This window comes from Paraglaciecola sp. QJM3NY_14 (assembly GCF_056173245.1).
In genome coordinates this window covers 4,359,122-4,378,564 of the sequence record NZ_CM149664.1, presented here as the reverse complement: position 1 = coordinate 4,378,564, position 19,443 = coordinate 4,359,122, and the positions used below count along the sequence as shown (strand labels likewise).

The 19,443-nt window shown below is 44.4% G+C and carries 14 protein-coding genes; 13 read left to right on the top strand and 1 reads right to left on the bottom strand.

The features are described 5' to 3' along the window. The first annotated feature begins 160 nt into the window (after positions 1-160). The 13 genes from AC0VYA_RS18635 (at position 161) to AC0VYA_RS18575 (ending at position 18,555) form a co-directional block, all read left to right on the top strand. Positions 161-2,974, top strand: a complete 2,814-nt coding sequence (locus AC0VYA_RS18635) for a TonB-dependent receptor (RefSeq protein WP_475489262.1) — start codon at positions 161-163, stop codon at positions 2,972-2,974. Between the two features lie 255 nt (positions 2,975-3,229). Then, complete coding sequence (locus AC0VYA_RS18630) at positions 3,230-4,756, top strand: tryptophan halogenase family protein (protein ID WP_475489261.1); 1,527 nt, start codon at positions 3,230-3,232, stop codon at positions 4,754-4,756. Positions 4,757-4,758: 2 nt separating this feature from the next. Further along, positions 4,759-5,523 carry a SapC family protein gene (locus AC0VYA_RS18625; RefSeq protein WP_475489260.1) on the top strand — a complete coding sequence of 255 codons (765 nt, stop codon included), beginning with the start codon at positions 4,759-4,761 and terminating at the stop codon, positions 5,521-5,523. 111 nt (positions 5,524-5,634) lie between these two features. Next, positions 5,635-7,095 carry an SLC5 family protein gene (locus tag AC0VYA_RS18620; RefSeq protein WP_011576407.1) on the top strand — a complete coding sequence of 487 codons (1,461 nt, stop codon included), beginning with the start codon at positions 5,635-5,637 and terminating at the stop codon, positions 7,093-7,095. A 32-nt stretch (positions 7,096-7,127) separates the two neighbouring features. Next, positions 7,128-8,768, top strand: a complete 1,641-nt coding sequence (locus tag AC0VYA_RS18615) for a glycerol-3-phosphate dehydrogenase/oxidase (protein ID WP_011576406.1) — start codon at positions 7,128-7,130, stop codon at positions 8,766-8,768. A 303-nt stretch (positions 8,769-9,071) separates the two neighbouring features. Then, positions 9,072-9,848 carry a SapC family protein gene (locus tag AC0VYA_RS18610; RefSeq protein ID WP_011576405.1) on the top strand — a complete coding sequence of 259 codons (777 nt, stop codon included), beginning with the start codon at positions 9,072-9,074 and terminating at the stop codon, positions 9,846-9,848. A gap of 177 nt (positions 9,849-10,025) precedes the next feature. Then, positions 10,026-10,874, top strand: a complete 849-nt coding sequence (yghU, locus tag AC0VYA_RS18605) for a glutathione-dependent disulfide-bond oxidoreductase (protein WP_475489259.1) — start codon at positions 10,026-10,028, stop codon at positions 10,872-10,874. Positions 10,875-11,187: 313 nt separating this feature from the next. Further along, entirely contained in the window at positions 11,188-11,685 is a 498-nt protein-coding gene (locus AC0VYA_RS18600; RefSeq protein ID WP_473476156.1) for a 2Fe-2S iron-sulfur cluster-binding protein, read from the top strand. A 1-nt stretch (position 11,686) separates the two neighbouring features. After that, positions 11,687-13,975: a xanthine dehydrogenase family protein molybdopterin-binding subunit gene (locus AC0VYA_RS18595; RefSeq protein ID WP_475489258.1), complete on the top strand. Its 2,289-nt coding sequence runs from the start codon at positions 11,687-11,689 to the stop codon at positions 13,973-13,975. Positions 13,976-14,216: 241 nt separating this feature from the next. Then, a complete protein-coding gene (locus AC0VYA_RS18590) occupies positions 14,217-15,164 on the top strand; it encodes a response regulator (protein ID WP_475489257.1) in 948 nt (315 codons plus the stop codon). Positions 15,165-15,333: 169 nt separating this feature from the next. After that, on the top strand, positions 15,334-16,050 hold the full coding sequence (locus AC0VYA_RS18585; protein ID WP_473476148.1) for a glycosyltransferase: 717 nt from the start codon (positions 15,334-15,336) through the stop codon (positions 16,048-16,050). Between the two features lie 3 nt (positions 16,051-16,053). Then, a complete protein-coding gene (locus tag AC0VYA_RS18580; protein WP_473476146.1) occupies positions 16,054-16,773 on the top strand; it encodes a VTT domain-containing protein in 720 nt (239 codons plus the stop codon). 24 nt (positions 16,774-16,797) lie between these two features. After that, a complete protein-coding gene (locus AC0VYA_RS18575; protein ID WP_473476144.1) occupies positions 16,798-18,555 on the top strand; it encodes a glycosyltransferase family 39 protein in 1,758 nt (585 codons plus the stop codon). On the opposite strand, the gene AC0VYA_RS18570 is transcribed toward AC0VYA_RS18575, so the two are convergent. Next, the gene (locus AC0VYA_RS18570; RefSeq protein ID WP_473476142.1) at positions 18,541-19,431 is read right to left on the bottom strand and encodes an AraC family transcriptional regulator N-terminal domain-containing protein; all 891 of its coding nucleotides are present in this window, start codon (positions 19,429-19,431) and stop codon (positions 18,541-18,543) included. The genes AC0VYA_RS18575 and AC0VYA_RS18570 overlap by 15 nt on opposite strands. Positions 19,432-19,443: the final 12 nt, after the last annotated feature.

Below are 19,443 nucleotides of genomic sequence, written 5' to 3'. Positions count from 1 at the left end.
GACAAATTGTATTAATACTATTTAACATACATATCAGTAGGAAAGCTGAGTGGCATGATCCTATAGTTATGCGAGTAGTTTGAGTGGAACGGTAAACTTGCAAAGCGCCAAAAAAACAAAGAACACATCATATTAACAGGACACAAACGGGGCACATCCCATGAAAAAATCATACATCTGGTCGGCAGTAAAAACCGCCCTATTAGTACCTACTGTTGCTGGTTTAGCTATGCAAGCATCAGCACAAGAAGCAAGCGACGATAGTAACCTTGAAGTGATTCAGGTTCGCGGCATTGTCAGCAGCTTAAAACGCGCCATGTCAGATAAAAAAGAATCATTAATCGTATCTGATGGCATCGCAGCCGAAGATTTGGGTAAATTCCCAGATTTGAACGTGGCTGAATCTTTACAGCGTATTACGGGGGTTTCAATTGACCGTAGTGGCGGTGAAGGGCAGTTCGTTACAGTTCGTGGTTTCGGCCCTCAATTTAACAATGTATTGGTTAATGGCCGTCAACTTGCGACTGAAAACCCGGGCCGTGAGTTCAGTTTTGATGTGCTAGCAGCTGAAATCATTACTGGCGCTAATGTTTATAAAAGTACAAATGCGACACTTCAAGAAGGGGGCATTGGTGCAACGATCAACGTTAGTACTGCAAGGCCATTTGATTATGATGGTTTTAGAATGGCTGGCTCACTTAAGGGGACTTACGAAGATTTAAATGAAAAAACATCTCCAAGTGCATCTTTCCTCGTAAGCAATACTTTTTCTGATGACAAAATGGGTGTGTTACTAGCCTTATCTCACCAAAAACGTGATGTCGATATTAACTCAATCGGCACCAGTGGCTGGCGTCCAGGGATTACGGTTTCTAATACTGCAGGTGATGTATTAGCCAGTAATATTTATATTCCGCGTAACGTTGATCATATTTCTGATGTCCAAGAACGTACACGGACTAATGCTTCACTGGTGTTGCAATACGCGCCAACAGAAGAAGTATCTATTACCTTTGACGGCTTCTTATCTGAATTCGAAGTTGACTCTTTGCAACATGATTTAGCCGCTTGGTATGAACCAACGCGTGTTGGCGCAGTTGAATTTGACGAAGCTACTCGTACAGCGACTTATATTGATCAAGTAGGCGGAAATGCAGCAACTGATTTCGTCGAAAGTACCGGCAACAGTCGCGATGTATCAATCGAAGCATTTGGTCTAAATGTTGAGTGGGATATTCGTGACAATCTTAAAGCCAATTTTGATGTATCTACTTCTACTGCAGAGAATGATACGTCTAACGGCGATACTTTTTTCACCGTTATCGGTATCGTAAATAATTATCAAACTACCCTAGAAAATGGTAGCTTTTTGACTCAGCATGACGGCATTTCTTCAGCCGGACTGCCATCATCTGATCTAGGTCGTGCTCACGTATATGGTAAGAGTGGCGATAATGACAAAGATGAAATCACCGAACTAAAAGCTGACTTTGTCTATACGCCTGATAGTGATACGTTCACCCGCATGACGTTTGGTGCTTATTATCAAGACCGTGAAAAATCTATTCAAAACTATTCTCAAACTAATGAACTAGGCCAAATGTTTGGTTTGTTTGGTGGTTACCGGGTACCGGTTCCTGCGGGAACGTTAACACCTTATACGGCTAATAATTTCTTTAGCGGCGTAACGGACACTTGGTACACCTATGATGCCGCAGGCTTTTTTGATGTCTTAGCATCTAACACCGAGATGCAAGCTTCGAATGATGCAAGTGCAGGCCTAGCGCCAGGTACTACTGCAGCAATTATTGCTGCAAACAATGCTTGGGCTCCTGAGCGTCTTGATGATTTCTCAATTATTAGCGAAGAAGTTACCAGTTTGTATATGGATTTCGTATTTCAAGGCGATTTGGCTGATATGCCTTGGACGGTAAACGTAGGTGCTCGTTACAGTGAAACCACAACATCCGTTGACGGTGTTGAGCGTATTTTAGCTGACGTGATTGCGACCAGTGATACCACTTTGTTCGCGAATGTGTTCAGTGAAGCCACGTCACCCATTACAAAAGGTGGCAGCTACGCAAACTTACTACCTAGCGTTAACTTCAAGCTAGATGTGCAAGACGATATGGTATTGCGTTTCTCTATATATGATTCTTTGACTCGCCCTACCTTGTCTCAATTGTCTCCTGCTACGACTATCGGCGAACCTCGTTTACAAAACTTAACGGCTTCCGGTGGTAACCCCGCACTGAAACCATTTAAGTCTGAAAACTGGGATCTGTCTTTTGAATGGTACTTTGCTGATGCGAGTTCATTAACGTTTGCTTATTTCAATAAAGAAGTCGATGACTTTATTGTCACTTTACGTGGGGATGAAACGTTTGTACTAGGCGATCGAGCTAACACGCTAGGTAATATTTGTGGAAACTGTGCCGCGGACGATCTTCCTCCAGGTGCCGTTGTTGCCGATGAGCTTCAAGGTATATCTGAAGACTTCTTAGTGAGCCGTCCACAAAATGGCGAGACAGCTGAAGTCAATGGCTTCGAAGTAGCCATTACTCATGTTTGGGACAATGGCTTTGGTTTCACAGCTAATGCCACGGTTGTTAACAGTAATGCAGCTATTGATACCAGTGTTTCTCAAACTTTCGCACTAGAAGGTCTTGGTGACTCACAAAACTTGATCCTGTTCTACGAGCAAGACGCTTGGCAAGCCCGTATTGCTTTCAATAACCGTGAAGCGTTCTTACAAACTCTGGCTGCTGGTACAGGAGAACCTGAGTTTGTTGATACCTATGGTCAGTGGGATGCGAGTGCAAGTTATGATATCAACGAGAACGTAACAGTGTTCTTTGAAGGAATTAACTTAACTGGTGAAGAAACGGTTAAGCACGGTCGCTTTGCAAATCAGATAACACAAATTCAAGATACTGGAACACGATATGCCGTTGGTGTACGCGCTAGTTTCTAAGTTTGCTGAAAATAAGCGCAACACGTGGATACGTGATGCGCTTATCTGATAACAACATCATGGCTCGCCAGTATTAAGCGGGCCATTTTTCCTATAAAATAACACGTTAAATAAATTACCTCATAAAGGATGTCAGGCTTTATTAGGTAGGTTATTTAATGGCGATCTAAGTATTAAACCCTTACTTAGATTGAAGCAATGCTGGAGTGCAACACGCAATGCTCCACACTCGTTACTACGCGGATTAATTCATTCATGTCAAAGGCTGTTAAGAAAATTGTCATCGTTGGTGGCGGCACAGCAGGCTGGTTAACGGCTGCTATTGTTGCTGCGCAGCATAGAACAGATGATAACAACGGGTTACAGATCCTATTAGTTGAATCTTCTGATATTCCCACAGTGGGAGTCGGCGAGGGCACTTGGCCCACCATGAAGAATACCCTGCAGCAAATAGGGTTAAAAGAAAGCGAGGTTTTTGCTCGCTGTCATGCTGGGTTTAAGCAAGGGGGGAAATTTGTGGATTGGGTCCACGGTAGTGGAGATTTTTACTATCATCCTTTTACTGTTCCTCTTGGTTACGGCCGAATAGATCTTGCTCCATATGTAGAAAACATCGAAAATTATGCCGTAGAATCCAACTTTCAACATCATGTTTGCGAAGCCGGTTTAGCGCCGCGTTCAATGGCTGAGGCCGAATACAAGGGGCAGTGTAATTACGCGTATCACCTTGATGCGGGGGAGTTTGCTGAAGTACTTAAAGAACACTGTAAAAACGCCTTAAATGTGACTCAAATCATAGGCACAGTTGATAAGGTCAATTTAACCGAAGATGGCGCTATTGGCTCAATTACGTTGACTAACCATAAGCAGATCGACGGTGATTTATTCGTAGATTGTACTGGCTTTGCTTCTTTACTCTTAGGCCAAGCATTAGATGTCCCCTTCATTTCAGCGGATAAAGTCTTATTTAACGACTCAGCATTAGCTTTGCATATGCCATACGAAGACCCGACCAGCCCGATTGCCAGCCATACCATAGCAACAGGGCAAAATGCGGGATGGATATGGGACATTGGCTTAACGCATAGGCGTGGCGTGGGTCATGTGTATTCTAGCCAGTATTTATCAGATGATGAAGCTGAAACAAATTTGCGCCGTTATCTAGGCCCAAGATCTGACGATATTCCAGTACGTAAAATTAGTTTTAAATCTGGACATCGGGCGCAAGTATGGAAGAAAAATTGCGTAGCTGTGGGCATGGCCGCGGGTTTCGTTGAGCCTTTAGAGGCCACTGCCATTATGTTAGTTGAAATATCGGCTCGGTTTATTGCCGATAACATCCCGCCTGATACCCGTCTGACCCCAATAATCGAAAAGCGATTTAATCAACAAATGGCCTATCGTTGGTCGCGAATTATCGACTTTCTTAAATTGCACTACATGCTAACTAAGCGCCCTGAACCTTATTGGCAGGCGCATACCGATCCCGATTCTATACCAGAGTCATTGCAAGAAGATTTAGCCCTATGGAAGTTTCGAGGACCGATTACGGCCGATTTTGACGCTGCTATAGAGTTATTCCCCGCTGCCAGTTATCAATATGTACTGTATGGCATGGGCTTCAAGCCAGATTTTAGTCGTCAACCTCATTTATATAATGAGCAAGGGAACGCGCAGAAAATTATTCATCGTAATCAGCAGCTTACTCAGCAGTTGTTGCAAACGCTTCCTCCACACAGAGAATACATAGAGCGGTGGTTAAGCACCCAAAGTATGAGATAACCATGAGCACACTTGTCGAATTAAGTAATACCGTACACAAAGATTTAAAGCTTAAAGAAAATAGCCTAGCGCAGTTTGCCGCCAGCCAGCAAATTATGCGTCTTCGGGTGCCTGAGGTAGGCAAGGCTGCCACTAATTTTCCGCTGTTTTTTTCACGTAATCAGCAAGATGGCAGTTGGGTGTTAACAGCACTTAGCAGTTTTGAGCCGATGCAAAATTTGTTTGTTGATGAGGGGCGTTGGAATGCGATTTATCAACCCATCAGTTTACAAACGTTTCCGTTTTATTTAATGCAATCTCCCAAGGTAGAAAATAGCTACACCATAGGGATATTGGAGGGCAGTGACGCTTTCTCTACTGAAGCGGGTGAAGCGATATTCGATAGTGCCGGTAGAGCATCATTGCATCTCACTAAAGCGAAAAATTTATTAGAAGCAGGCATTAAACAGGACATAGACACCAATCGCTTTATGCAAGAAGCAGAGTCGTTAGGTTTGATAAGAGCCATTGATCTGCAATTGGTTTTTGAAGATGGTAATACACAGAATATCGCAGGTTTGTGCACAATCGATGAGGACAAACTGCATAGTCTAGCCGCTGAGAGAATAACGGTACTAAATGACAGCGGTTACCTAATCGCTATTCATGCCATGTTGCTGTCGATTTATCAGTTAAATCTGTTACTTCGAAAGCACAATGAACGTAATACCCACAATAAGATCACTCAACTTAAAATCGAAGTAGCAAAAGACAGAGTGGCGTCTTAACCCTTAAAATTTGTTTCGTGTTTACCACATTTCTGGGTGGTATACAGCGGATTATCAAGCACATAAATAGTAATCAATGTACACACAGCATGATTACAGAGGAAATATCAGATGTCAGAAAATATGGTTCAAGCGGCAGTATTCGCACTGGTTACGGGCATAATTGGCTTGTTAACGTATTTGAAGTGCCGTGGACATGGACATAACCAGCAAAGCCAAAATAAGGAGTACTTTCTAGCTGGTGGTGGTTTAACGTGGATGTTTGTTGCGGGCTCTATCACTTTAACTAACTTGAGTACCGACCAACTTGTTGGCATGAACGGTAACCAAATGGCTTTGCTTGCATGGTGGGAATTTGCCGCGGTTATTGGTTTGATTATTTTGGCTAAAGTGTTTATCCCCATTTATTACAAATACAATTGTACAACGACCACAGAACTGTTGGAAAAACGATATAAAAACAAACATATACGTGCAGTGATTGGGATGTTGTTTTTTCTAGGTAATGCGTTGATATACATGCCAGCGGTCATTTATTCTGGCTCGCTGTTTATGCAAACCATGTTCAATGTTGATATTCCACTCATGTATATCGCTATTGCGTTTGCTGCGCTGGGGGCTGTGTACGCTATTTTCGGCGGTTTACGTGCGGTAGCAGTGTCTGATACTTATTCAGGTGTATTATTACTGACCATGGCAGTGTTAGTGGTGTTCTTATCTCTTGCTGCTATCGACTTCGACTTTACAGGCATTCCTGCAGAGCGTTTAACTCTAGTGGGCGGCCCTGACTCACCGTTACCTTGGCCAACACTGCTTACCGGCATGATATTCATCCAAATGTATTACTGGGGCACCAACCAAACAATTACCCAGCGCGCTATGGCTGCACCTAATGTCAAAGAGGCGCAAAAAGGTGTGTTCGCAGCAGCTGCAATTCGTATCCTTATTGTTCCGGCAATTATCGTTCTACCAGGTATTGTGTCGTTCAAACTGTATGGCGATATCGGTGATGCTGCATACGGTCGTATCGTTGGCGATGTTATGCCATTGTGGCTAACTGGTGTGTTTGCAGCGGCGATGGCTGCGGCCGTACTTTCAACCTACAACAGTTTATTGAACTCAGCGACGGCTTTATACGTATGTGATATTCATGAGGCATACGTTAACGATAACCCTAACGTAGTGCGCTTAAGTGGCTGGGTAACGGCTATGTTGACAATATTGTCCTTGGTACTGGTACCTATTTACCAGCAAGCCGACAGTATCATTAACTTGTTGCAACAGTTAAATGGTTTATTAAGCATGCCAATATTGTCAATATTCGTAGTTGGATTGGTGTTCAAAGATGTTGATGCTAGAGCGGGCATTGCCGCTGTGATATTCGGCGTATTGCTTTACGGCTCACTGACTTTCGATTTCTCGCCTGTGTATACGACGTTGCACTACATCCATCTTATGCCAATCACTTTAGTGTCATGCATCAGCTTCGCATTGTTCATTAATCGTTTTGTATTAGGACAACGAGCAAAATTAGCCTGGGGCAGTAACGACGGCCTCGAAGCAGCAAAATAACGCATAAATTAAATTTAATTATCGGAAGAGAAATGAACAACCTGAGAAAGAGTAACATCCGTAAATTGCCGAAAGGGACATTTGACACATTGATCATTGGCGGCGGCATTAATGGCGCCGTGGCCGCGGCGGCACTCGCTGCTAAAGGTGTGAAGGTCGCGTTGATTGATAAAGGTGATTTCGCGGGCTTTACCAGTTCTAACTCTTCAAATTTAGCCTGGGGTGGCATTAAATATCTTGAAAGTTACGAATATGGTTTGGTCAACAAGTTATGTAAAAGTCGTAATCATTTAATGCGCAGTTACCCGTCTACAGTGAAAGAAATCCGTTTCTTGACCAGTATTCAAAAAGGCTTTCGTTTTCCACCTGCCTTCATATACATGGGCACCTTACTGTACTGGGTAATGGGCCGACTGTTTACTAAAATGCCTAACTACCTCACGGGCGGTAAAATCAAGTCGCTAGAAAACGTGATCAATACCCAAAATGTCACCGGTGGCTTTGAATACTCTGATGCCTATCTGCAAGACAATGATGCACGTTTTGTATTCAATTTTATTCGCTCAAGTATGAGTTATGGATGTATTGCGGCAAACTATGTTGAGTCACTTGGGTCAACTCGCGAAAATGATATGTGGGTAACAAAAGCAAAAGATGGCATCACTGGCGAAGAGTTTGAGATAACGTCTAAGGTCCTAATCAACGCAGCAGGGCCGTTCGTTGACCCGTTAAATGAATTGAATGAAGAAAAGACGGATCATCATCATGTCTTCTCAAAAGGTATTCACTTAATAGTGGATAAAGTAACCGACAGCAACAAGGTACTTACCTTCTTTGCCGATGATGGGCGCTTGTTTTTCGTTATCCCTATGGGGCCAAAGACCTGTATAGGTACCACGGATACGCAGGTAGACAACCCTTATGCACATGTCACAGAGGCTGACCGCCAATTTGTACTCGACAACGTTAATAAGCTTCTAGCGCTTGATAAGCCATTGACCAAAGATGATGTTATTGCCGAGCGTTGTGGTGTGCGTCCATTAGCGATTAAAGGCTCTGGCGGAAAAGCTGATTGGGTACAATTGTCACGCAAACATGCGATTGACCAAAACGCTCAGCACAAATACATGTCTATTTTCGGTGGCAAACTCACTGATTGCATCAATGTGGGCGATGAAGTAGCCGGCATTGTAAAAGAGTTTGGTATCGATCTGCCCTATGCCGATTTCAAATGGTATGGCGAGCCAGATGATACTGTGCGCGATGAATTTTTTCACCGTGCCAAGTTAATGAACTTTGATGCTTTAACACCTGCAACTTCTTCTGAGCCGCTAACGTCGCGCTTTTGGCGCCGTTATGGGCGAAACGCCATCAACATGCTTGAAGCGATTCGGGAGAATCCACATAAGGCAGAGCTACTGATTGAAAACTCAGAGTATTTACGGGTTGAAATAGAGCACGCTGCCCAGCGTGAAATGGTCACTAAACTTGAAGATTTTCTGCGTCGACGTTCGAAAATTTCTTTGGTGGTGCGACAAGAAGATATTCTTAATGCGCCGGGCTTACGTGAGGCCTGTGAAATATTATTCGGTGATGAAGCAGAGGCTAAATTGCAGGAATATATTAGCAGTGTACGTAAAGATGTTAGTCCCGCCGCAGATGTGATAGCTTAAGCTTATTCGAGGCGCTTCATCATCTGTGGCGCCTTGTTTCAGCAAGATAAAGAGCATGTTGCCTGCTTTTGTAGCGGCTTTGACAAGTGTATGAACAATTTAACTATATTTCATTTACATTCGTGACATCACTCAATAAATTAAAGATACTTGCTGTTGTGACATTAGCATTAGGGACTGCATATATAATGGCCTTGAGCCATTTTTTTTGTACCTGTATAGCAGAATTTACCGAATCAGTCGGTTTGCTAATTGGCTATTAAAAGCAACCAGTTTTGAACATTAAAGTAAGAGATATCCTCTATGACAATCAGCTACATCCCTCTTGATAAAGAGAAACATAAAGATCTAAAAATCAACCTTCAGCACGACTTCGGCTATGCAAAAGAAGCCCATATTGCTGCGGCATCAATCCGTGAATACGCTCAACTAGCTAGCGTAATGCCGGTTGTTTTTGTAAAAGATCCAAATTCTGAGAACTTCCATTCTGTGGCTATGTTGGGAACTGAAAAAGGCTCAAACCTTTTCGTTCATGAAGGTAAATGGCAAGTACATTGTCTGCCTATGAATATTCAACGTTATCCGTTTGACGTGCGTCCTGATGGTGAGAAGTTAGGCGTATTCTTCGACGAAAACAGCGCACTTATTACAGACGACGGTGAGCCAGTTTTCACCGCTGAAGGCGAGCCGAGCCCGTTTTTAGAAAACCGCCAGCAGTTGCTTTCTGAATTAGCAAACAGCGAAATGGCAACACAACGTTTCATTAAAAAATTGGTTGAGCTAGATTTACTCGATCCAATCGAATTATTAGTTAACTACGCTAATGGCGAAAAGCGCAATATTACTGGCATGTTCAGTGTGAGCGAAAAACGTCTGCAAGATCTTAGTGAAGAGCAAGTGGTTGAGCTACATAAAAGTGGTTTCCTAGGGGCAGCGTATGCAGTCCTTATGTCACTTGGTCAGCTTAATCGTTTGGTTCACTTGTCGAACAATACGGACAAGGCGATTCAAAACTTACAGTTGCGCGTAGGTGATGCCATCACTAAAGAGCAAGCGGCAGAGCAACCTGCAAACGCTTAGTGTTTCTATCGTCCTTCTAAACCCGCTTCTCGCGGGTTTTTTTATGCCCTAAATTCAGATGTTGTTACATCTTTTGTTCCATAAGGTACAAAAACCCATTAGGCTAACGCTTGGTTTTACACTGTCAGTCCCAATTAACTATTGAGACTCATCAAAACAGCCGAGGAAACTCAAATTATGTCTGATCCTACGTATACCCCTCCAAAAATATGGTCTTTTGACGCTGAGAATGGCGGGAAATTTGCCAATATTAATCGACCTAGTGCAGGCGCTCGTTTTGATAAGACGCTTCCTCGAGGCAAGCATCCTTTTCAGCTGCATTCGATGGCTACGCCGAACGGTGTGAAAGTCACGGTCATGTTTGAAGAGCTACTTGAAGCAGGCCACAGCGGCGCTGAGTACGATGCGTATCCGGTTAATATCGGTGATGGCGATCAATTTGGCAGTGGCTTCGTAGACATCAATCCAAATTCAAAGATCCCGGCATTAATTGATACCACTACGACCCCAGAGACCAGAATATTTGAGTCAGGTTCTATTCTGCTTTATTTGGCGGAAAAATTCGGCGCGTTCATACCCAAAGATCCAGCGGGACGCACCGAATGTATGAATTGGCTATTTTGGCAGATGGGCAGCGCGCCATTTTTAGGTGGGGGCTTTGGACACTTCTATGCCTATGCTCCAGAAAAATATCAATACCCCATTGACCGTTATGCGATGGAAGTAAAACGTCAGTTAGATGTACTTGATAAGCAATTAGCCCACAACAAGTTTATTGCGGGCGATGAATACACGATCGCTGATATGGCAATTTGGCCTTGGTATGGTGCGCTAGTACGTAACGTGGTTTACGAAGCGGCTGAGTTTTTACAAACCCATGAATATACTCATCTCGTTCGCTGGGCGAATGAAATAGCTGAACGTCCGGCTGTTAAACGTGGATTGATGGTAAATCGCACTTGGGGGGAGCCGGAAACACAAGTGCCTGAGCGCCACTGTGCAGCAGATTTTGACGGAAAAATTTAACGCTTAACGTGCTTAAATTGAATGGATTAAAGCCACTTTAAAGTGGCTTTTTTACACTCATTGATAAATCTTCTTAAGCGAGACTAATACCAATTCCAGAAAGTAATTTACCACTGGGCAATCATGTATGGAGTTGCTGTAACGCATCACAGCATATTAATAGGTTGTCGATGCTTTCTTGGTTAAGAGACCCAACCTTACACTACACTTTAACTACCCGTTTGAGGCGTGATCTAAGCGCTTAGATTGACGTAAACAAGATATACCGGGTAGTAGGACCAACACATTAATATTAATCAAACAGGTATTCATCATGATTGAATTTTCATTAAACGGAAAAAAAATCACAACCGATGCTGAGGCTGATACGCCTTTGCTTTGGGTTATACGAGACGAGTTCGGCTTAAAAGGCACCAAGTTTGGTTGCGGGATCGCGATGTGCGGAGCATGTACTGTGCATTTCAACGGTTCACCCGTTCGTTCCTGTTCACTGCCCATTAGTGCAATTGCTAATGCTGAAATACGTACCATTGAAGGCTTGGAAGACCAGCACCCACTGCAAAAAGCGTGGGTAGAGCATCAAGTGCCTCAGTGTGGTTACTGTCAATCTGGGCAAATCATGCAAGCCGCAGGTTTACTTGCGACCAATGCTGACCCCAGTGAAGAAGAAATAGAGGCTTACATGAGCGGTAACTTATGCCGTTGCATGACCTACGCCCGCATCAAAGAAGCCATCCAAGACGTTGCGTCACAATCAGATTCCGTGGTGCAGATATACAACCCTAAACGCGAAGCGCAGGGAGTAAGCTAATATGACCCGATTACGTAAAGATAAGGTTGAGCATAGCCGTCGTAGTTTTTTGATTGGCTCAGTTGGTAGCGGCTTACTTATGGCCTTTGCACCCAGTATTAATGCCCTTGAAGTCGCCACTGGCGGAGCCTCAAAGCAATTAGCAGCGAAATCATTTAGCCCGACAGTATGGTTTGAAATAAACACTGATGGCCAAATTCTGGTGAATATTGCCCGAGCTGAAATGGGCCAGCATGTTGGCACAGCAATAGCCCGTATCGTCGCTGATGAGCTAGGGGCTGATTGGGACAATGTTGAAATTAAGCATGTGGATACGGATCCCAAATGGGGATACATGGTCACCGGCGGTTCTTGGTCAGTATTTCAAACGTATGTTCCCATGTCGCAAGCAGGTGCAGCAGGGCGTACAGTACTCATCGAGGCGGGGGCGACATTATTGGGCGTTAAACCGCAAGATTGTACAACCAAAAACAGTCAAGTCGTGGCGGGTGATAAGTCGATAAGTTTCGCCGACGTAGTCAAAAATGGCAATATTGAGCGTACCTTTAGTGCTGATGAACTCGCAGAGTTCAAACCTAAGAGCCCTGCTAGTCGTCAGTTAATTGCGAAATCCAGCCAGGCGTTGGATATCCCAGCCAAAACCAATGGCACAGCACAATACGGTATCGATATTGAACTCGAAGGCATGGTTTATGCGCGCCCGGTCATTCCACCGACCCGTCACGGCAGCAAGGTGAAGAGTGTCGACGACAGTTTGGCTAAATCGGTAAAAGGGTATCAAGGCTATGAAATACTCCAAGACCCAAGCGATACGGTTCAGGGCTGGGTAACAGTACTAGCAGACACCTATTTCGGTGCAGTTAAAGCGGGCAATGCGATTAAGGTTGAATATGATGTCGGCGAGACAGCAAACGTCAATGAGCAGGACATCATCAGTCAAGGGGAAGCATTAGCTAAAGATAAAACCTCGGGCACGCTGGTGGTGGATAAAGGGGACATTGCTAGCGCCGCAAAAGATGCGAAGACATCCCATGAGTCAGTTTACAAAACGTCCTCTGTGCTGCATTTTACTATGGAACCAGTCAACGCCGCAGTAGAGTTTAAAGACGGTATCTGCCATGTGCATTGTGGTAACCAGTGGCAGTCGTTATTTTTACCCGTTGTTGCAAAAGCCGTTGGTAATACTGATGACAACGTTATTATTCATCAGTATTACCTGGGAGGGGGATTCGGTCGTCGCCTTGCTGGGGATTATATGGTTCCTGCGGCGCTTACGGCAAAAGCGCTTGGTAAACCAGTGAAATTGGTTTTTACCCGCGAAGACGATACACGTTTTGACTGCGTGCGTTCACCGTCTGTGCAACAAATGAATGCATACTGGGATGCCGACGATAAACTGCTCGGTATTGAGCATGGCGCAGCTGCTGGCTGGCCGACGCTTGCCATGGCGCCTGGGTTCATGCCTGAAGGCGTGGATAAAAAAGGCAAATTTGACCCATTTTCAATTGCAGGTGCTGATCACTGGTATACCCTGAAAAATCACCGAGTACGTGCGATCAATAACCCATTAGCACAAAAAACCTTTGTGCCAGGCTGGCTGCGCGCGGTAGGTCCCGGCTGGACAGGTTGGGCGGTAGAGTCGTTTATGGATGAAATAGCCCACAAGCAAAATGTGGATCCCATCGATTTTCGCTTATCTATGCTTGATGCCAGCGGAAAAAATGCCGGAGAAGCACCCGTATCTGTTGGTGGCGCAAAGCGTTTAGTCAAAGTATTAACAGATATTCGTGGCAAGGCGAATTGGGGACAGACATTACCTAAAAATCAAGGAATGGGGATAGCGATATCATCAGGGCAAGAGCGAGATATGCCCACGTGGGGAGCGTGTGTTGCTCATGTAGAGGTTGACGTTGAATCAGGTGCAGTAAAAGTGCATAAATTAACTGGCATACTTGATTGCGGCACAGTTGTTCACCCTGATGGGGCGCTGGCACAGACCCAAGGCTCTATGCTATGGGGATTGAGCTTAGCGCTGTTCGAAGGAACCGCTTTTGAAAACGGCCAAGTGAAGGATACCAACCTTAATACCTACTCACCGCTTAGAATGAATAACCTACCTGAACTGGATATTAGTTTCGTGCAGAATACCGAGTTTCCAACGGGCTTAGGTGAACCTGGGCTAATTGCTGTTGCACCAGCAATTGCAAATGCGATATTTAATGCGGTGGGTGCTCGGGTGAGAGATTTACCTATACGCCCTGAAGCGGTGTTAGCTGCGATGCCAAGCTAAACTAAACTATAACCCTCAAAACCTTAATATGGCGTGTATCAGCCGATGCGCGCCGCTTTATCCCCCCTGGACTGTACACATTTAGTGTGATAGACGGTCCTCATCCGGCCTTGTTTCGTACGTATCTCATGTACTTGGCTTAACAATGATCTTTCAAGCATTTAACATTCTTGCAAATTCCCCCCAGCTTTAGTAGTTTGCTGTTCACTCAATCAAAAATAACAATAATAAGAGATGTACTATGTCAGTCGACACTATCTATAAGGTAATCCTTTATCCCTTCATTAATGAATCTCTCGCTAGCCTGAAGGCTATGACCAACCTGACGGGTACTGCTGGCGAGCCTTTCATGGATAGCGTGGAAGATTTTCGTTTCAAAGGATATGCCGTTTGTTCTGAGGTAACAGGGAACTTAGACGGGGTAATCATGATGCATCATTATCCAGAAACGGCTATCTCTATCGGAAACTCCGTTTGCCAGAGTATGTTCGACGAGAAATATGACCACCAAGAAATGACTGACGATCTTCGTAACGCTTTGGCTGAATGGGGGAATACCATAGTCGGCCGTTCTACCGATTTACATAGTCGTTATAGCTTAGAGTATGGATTTTCCAGCCCTTATTTTGTTGAAGATTTAAGTCAGATGGACAAGTACCTCAAAGGTGTTCAACAAGTGGTCACCGTACCTATTTCCATTGAGGGAGTGGGGCGATATTATTTTAATTTATTGGTACGAAGTGTCGATTATCGCGAAGGCGGTATTAAACGTGAAGAAAGTGTGGGGATCGAAAACCCCCATGATGTTGACTTAGCCAAAGACAGTCGTATCTTACTGGTGGACGACAGCGCCATGATCCGCAAAGCGCTTTCACGCTTCTTACATAAATTGGGCTACACCAATGTCGTTGAGGCAGATGATGGTAAGGGCGCGGTTGAAATGGTAAAAAGTAACCCGCCTGATTTCATTTTCATGGATGTGGTGATGAATGAGCTCAATGGAGATCAAGCCTTAGCTGAAATTCGCCGCTTGGGTTCTGATGTGCCAATCGTGATGCTTTCCTCTGTTACCGATCAATTATTAGTGAAATCTTGCCAAGCCCATGGTATTTCAGGTTTTATTTTCAAACCTATTCATGCCAACAATGGCAGTGAAACAATTCAACGTTATTTAAAAGTGGCTGCGTAATATTTTCGGGGGCGTTACACATAAGCATTTTATGGCGTTAATAATTCCTTAAGAATTAAACAATAGACTTAGTTATTGATTAATTTGGGCATGCCCGAACTGCCATCGATGAGATAGCGTTTCATCTGACGTGAACTCTACTTTGGCGGCTTATATTTGGTAGTGTAAAATGGAATTGTCTGTTGTTATTCCTGCAAAAAATGAGGCGCAAAATGTTGCGCCACTTATCCATGAAATTATCGATGTACTTGGCGGTGTGGCTGAATTCGAAATTGTCTATGTAGATGATGGAAGTGATGACCGCACGATAAATGAATTGTATAGAATCATTGATGCGGGTTTTGATTGCATTCAACCGGTAAGACACAAAGTTAGTGTGGGACAAAGTACAGCCATTATGAGTGGGGTGAAAGCCGCCTGTGGTGAACTTATCGTGACCATGGATGCAGATGGCCAGAATGATCCAGCCGATATTCCAACGTTATTAAGCGCGGCACGAAGTGTTGTTCAAGGCTCCGATTATTGTGTCGCGGGGTATCGCCGCAAACGCAAAGACACCCCATGGAAAAGGTTCCAATCTAAAGTGGCCAATGGTGTGCGTGCTCGCCTATTAGGGGATGGCACGCCTGATACTGGCTGCGGTTTGAAAATCATACCCAAACATACCTTCATGAAACTACCGTACTTTGATCATATGCACCGCTATATTCCGGCTTTAGTGAAGCGTATACATGGCCAAGTGATTGTGATTGAAGTAAATCATCGAGACCGTCAAGCCGGAGAATCGAAGTACAATATGCTGGGACGTCTTCAAGTGGGGATCGTCGATATCTTTGGAGTACTATGGCTACAACGTAGGGTCAAAGTACCAGAATATTTGGATTAGTTGATGTACCAAAAAATATGCTCACTGTTTGCTTCGAAAGCACTGCAAAAAGGATTACTGTTTCTACTAGTTTGCGCCACTTTAGGCGGCCTAATCAGCACCTTGCCCTTGTTTGACAGCTTTAATCGACAATGGATTGACTCAGCCATTCGTAACAATGGCGCATTAGGTGTAGGGTATTTCATCATTTTCAGCGCTGGTGCAATGGCGATTGGTTGCCCCCGTCAAGTGATGGCATTTTTAGGCGGCTACGCTTTTGGCTTTATGCAAGGCACACTGCTATCCGTCGCGGGCGCAGTAATTGGCTGCACGCTGTGTTTTTTTATCTCTCGCTTTTTACTTAGGCCGTTTATCAAACGCCGTTATGCGCAGCGGATTTTTCGCGTAAACGATTTCTTAAAAGACAAACCAATGACCAAAACCATCGTCATTAGGCTGTTACCCGCGGGCAATAATCTATTAACGAATATACTCGCTGGTGTGACTGACGTAAAAGCACGTCACTTTCTAATGGGCTCGGCAATTGGTTATATTCCGCAAATGGCTATTTTCGCCTTAATGGGCAAGGGCATAGTGGTGTTGTCTATCTGGAAAATCGGCTTGAGTGTGCTGCTATTTTGCATATCAACTGCGTTAAGTGTGCGTTTGTATAAGCAATACAAGCACTCAAAACTTATTCAAGTAAAAGCGGCTTCACCGGATAGTGAGCCGGTTCGTGCTTAAGCTATTCGCTGAGAGATTAACCGTATGATAAGTGCTTTCCCTAGGTTATTTAGCCGGCAGAATTTCATTTCAGGTCAGGACCGTACTTTTAATCTTATTTGGTTACTGACCATTTCCTGTTCTTTGATCTTAGTCGGCTTGGGTTTGCGAGATCCCTGGCCTGCGGACGAACCACGCTTTGCGTTAATAGCCAAAGAGATGGTCGACTCAGGTCAATGGTTTTTCCCCATGCGTGGCGGTGAGCTTTACCCAGACAAACCACCGATATTCATGTGGTGTATCGCCCTATTTTACGCGCTGTTAGGCTCGGTGAAACTGGCTTTCCTGTTACCCAGTGCGATCGCTGGGATAGTGACGGTTTTACTGACCTACGATATTGGTCGCAGGCTGTGGTCTGAGCAAATTGGTTGGTATGCAGGTTTGTTGTTGCTTGCTACATTGCAATTCACCCTACAAGCGAAAACAGCTCAAATTGATGCTTTGGTTTGCTGCTTTATTACCATGGGGTGTTATGGTTTATTACGTTTTTTGCTGCTCAACGGTAGCTGGTCTTGGTATTTTCTAGCGTGGTGCTTTATGGGCTTGGGGATTATTACTAAGGGGGTAGGGTTTTTACCACTGCTCATGCTGATACCATTTACCGCGCTTCGGTTTAGTCAGCAAACATATAGGTCAAGCCCTGTAAGGGGATGGACATGGCATTGGCTGCTAGGGCCTGTGGTGATGTTAGGGTGCATCGGGCTATGGGTCTTACCCATGCTTTATTGGGTAGATGTTCAACAGAACCCGCTTTTCGATGCCTATCGAGACAATATTCTATTCAAGCAAACGGTTACCCGCTACGCGGATTCTTGGCACCACTTAAAGCCATTTTGGTATTACCTAACCAATGTTATTCCAGTTTTTTGGTTACCTTTATGTCTCTTTTTTCCATGGCTTATCACGCCTTGGGTGAGGGCGATAAAAGAGGGGGACTGGCGGATTACTTTGATACTGGGTTGGGTCGTATTGTTATTGATTTTTTTCAGTATAAGTCCAGGCAAACGTGGCGTGTACATCTTGCCTGCCTTGCCTATGCTCGCGTTAATCACTGCGCCATACTTACCCCAGATTATGCGCAGTAAAATCGTAAATGGTCTTGTTTATTCGGTTGTTTTGTTATTGTCACTGGCGCTATTAACCTTTGGTTTAGCAGGACTTTTTGATGCAACATTTACCAGCAAACTCAGCATTAAATACTCAATTGAGCCTTGGGGGTTTTTGCTCACCATGGGCATAGTAGGCGTACTGATATGCACTTTTCTGTTGATGGTAAGGAAGTATCGGGTGAGTTTATCGTGCAGTTGGTTGCTGTTTATACCTGTGCTATGGATGGGTTATTCCACATGGGGATATACGCTCTTGAATGACGTTAAAACGCCCAAAAGTGTTTTTGCGAAAATGGAGTTGTTGGCACCTAAAAGTAGACCTCTGGCGCTAGTGAATTTCTCCGAGCAATTTATTCTTTTTTCACCCTATAATGTGACTCATTTTGGCTATCACATGCCAACTGAACTTCAAGTACAGGCAGCGTGGCGCTGGCAAAAATCTCACCCAAATGGACTCATTTTGCTTGATGCACAGACACCCACTGATTGTTTTAATATGACGCAGGGGCACCCTGTAGGCTTGGCTCACCGAGTAAATTGGCTGTTACTTGATAGTTCTGCTAGGCAAGCATCGTGCCCAAAGCCGAGCATTAGGGTCAATGTTTACCATGCAGCTGCATTAGGCACTCATTGATACTTCACTTGGTGACTGATTAAAATGGCGTTTGAATTCGCGGCTAAACTGAGAGGCGCTGGTGTAACCGACTTGAAATGCCGCTTCGTTAGCGCGACTGCCATTGGCAGTGATCAAATCTTTTGCTTTGACTAGACGCACTTTCTTTAAATATTGCAAAGGTGACTCAAACGTCACTTGTTTAAACGCTCGGTGAAAGGCCGATACACTCATGTTGACGTCATCAGCTAGGGTTTCTACCGTTATAGGACTGGCGTAATTAGCGTGTAAAGACGCTAGCGCTCTTGCGACTCTTGCGTAGTGGCCATCGTGCTGAGCGAGACCAAATAGGGTCTTTCCTTGTGGACCACATAACACTCTGTATACCAATTCTTTGACCACATCTGCCCCAAAAATATCAGTTTCAACAGGATTTGCCAGTACCGCCAGTAAGCGCTGAATTGTGTGCTCCAAGGGTGCGTCTACTTTAGCCGCTTGGGCGCAACTTATTTGGCTACATGGCTCGCTTTGGGTATATCGTTGGTGCTGCTGCATATGATTAACTAGTTGATGTAATAACGCGGGCTTAACATCTATAGATAACCCCATGATAGGCAGACCATTGTCCACAAAGGCTTCACATTCCAATGGCATTGGCACCCCGAGTACTAGGTAGTCGCCCGCACCATATTGAATGTGGTGATCTGGAAAATGGATCACTTTTCTACCTTGCACCACTATGATAATGCCAGACTGATAAACCAGTGGTTGCCTCGGACTCCCCTTACTCGCGCGAAAGAAACGCACTCCAGACAGTGCTGTTTCAACGTGCCCCTCAAGGTTGAGTAATCCGGCTTTTTCTGCGAAAACGTGGATCGCATCGACCAAAATGCTCATATTTTTCTCTCT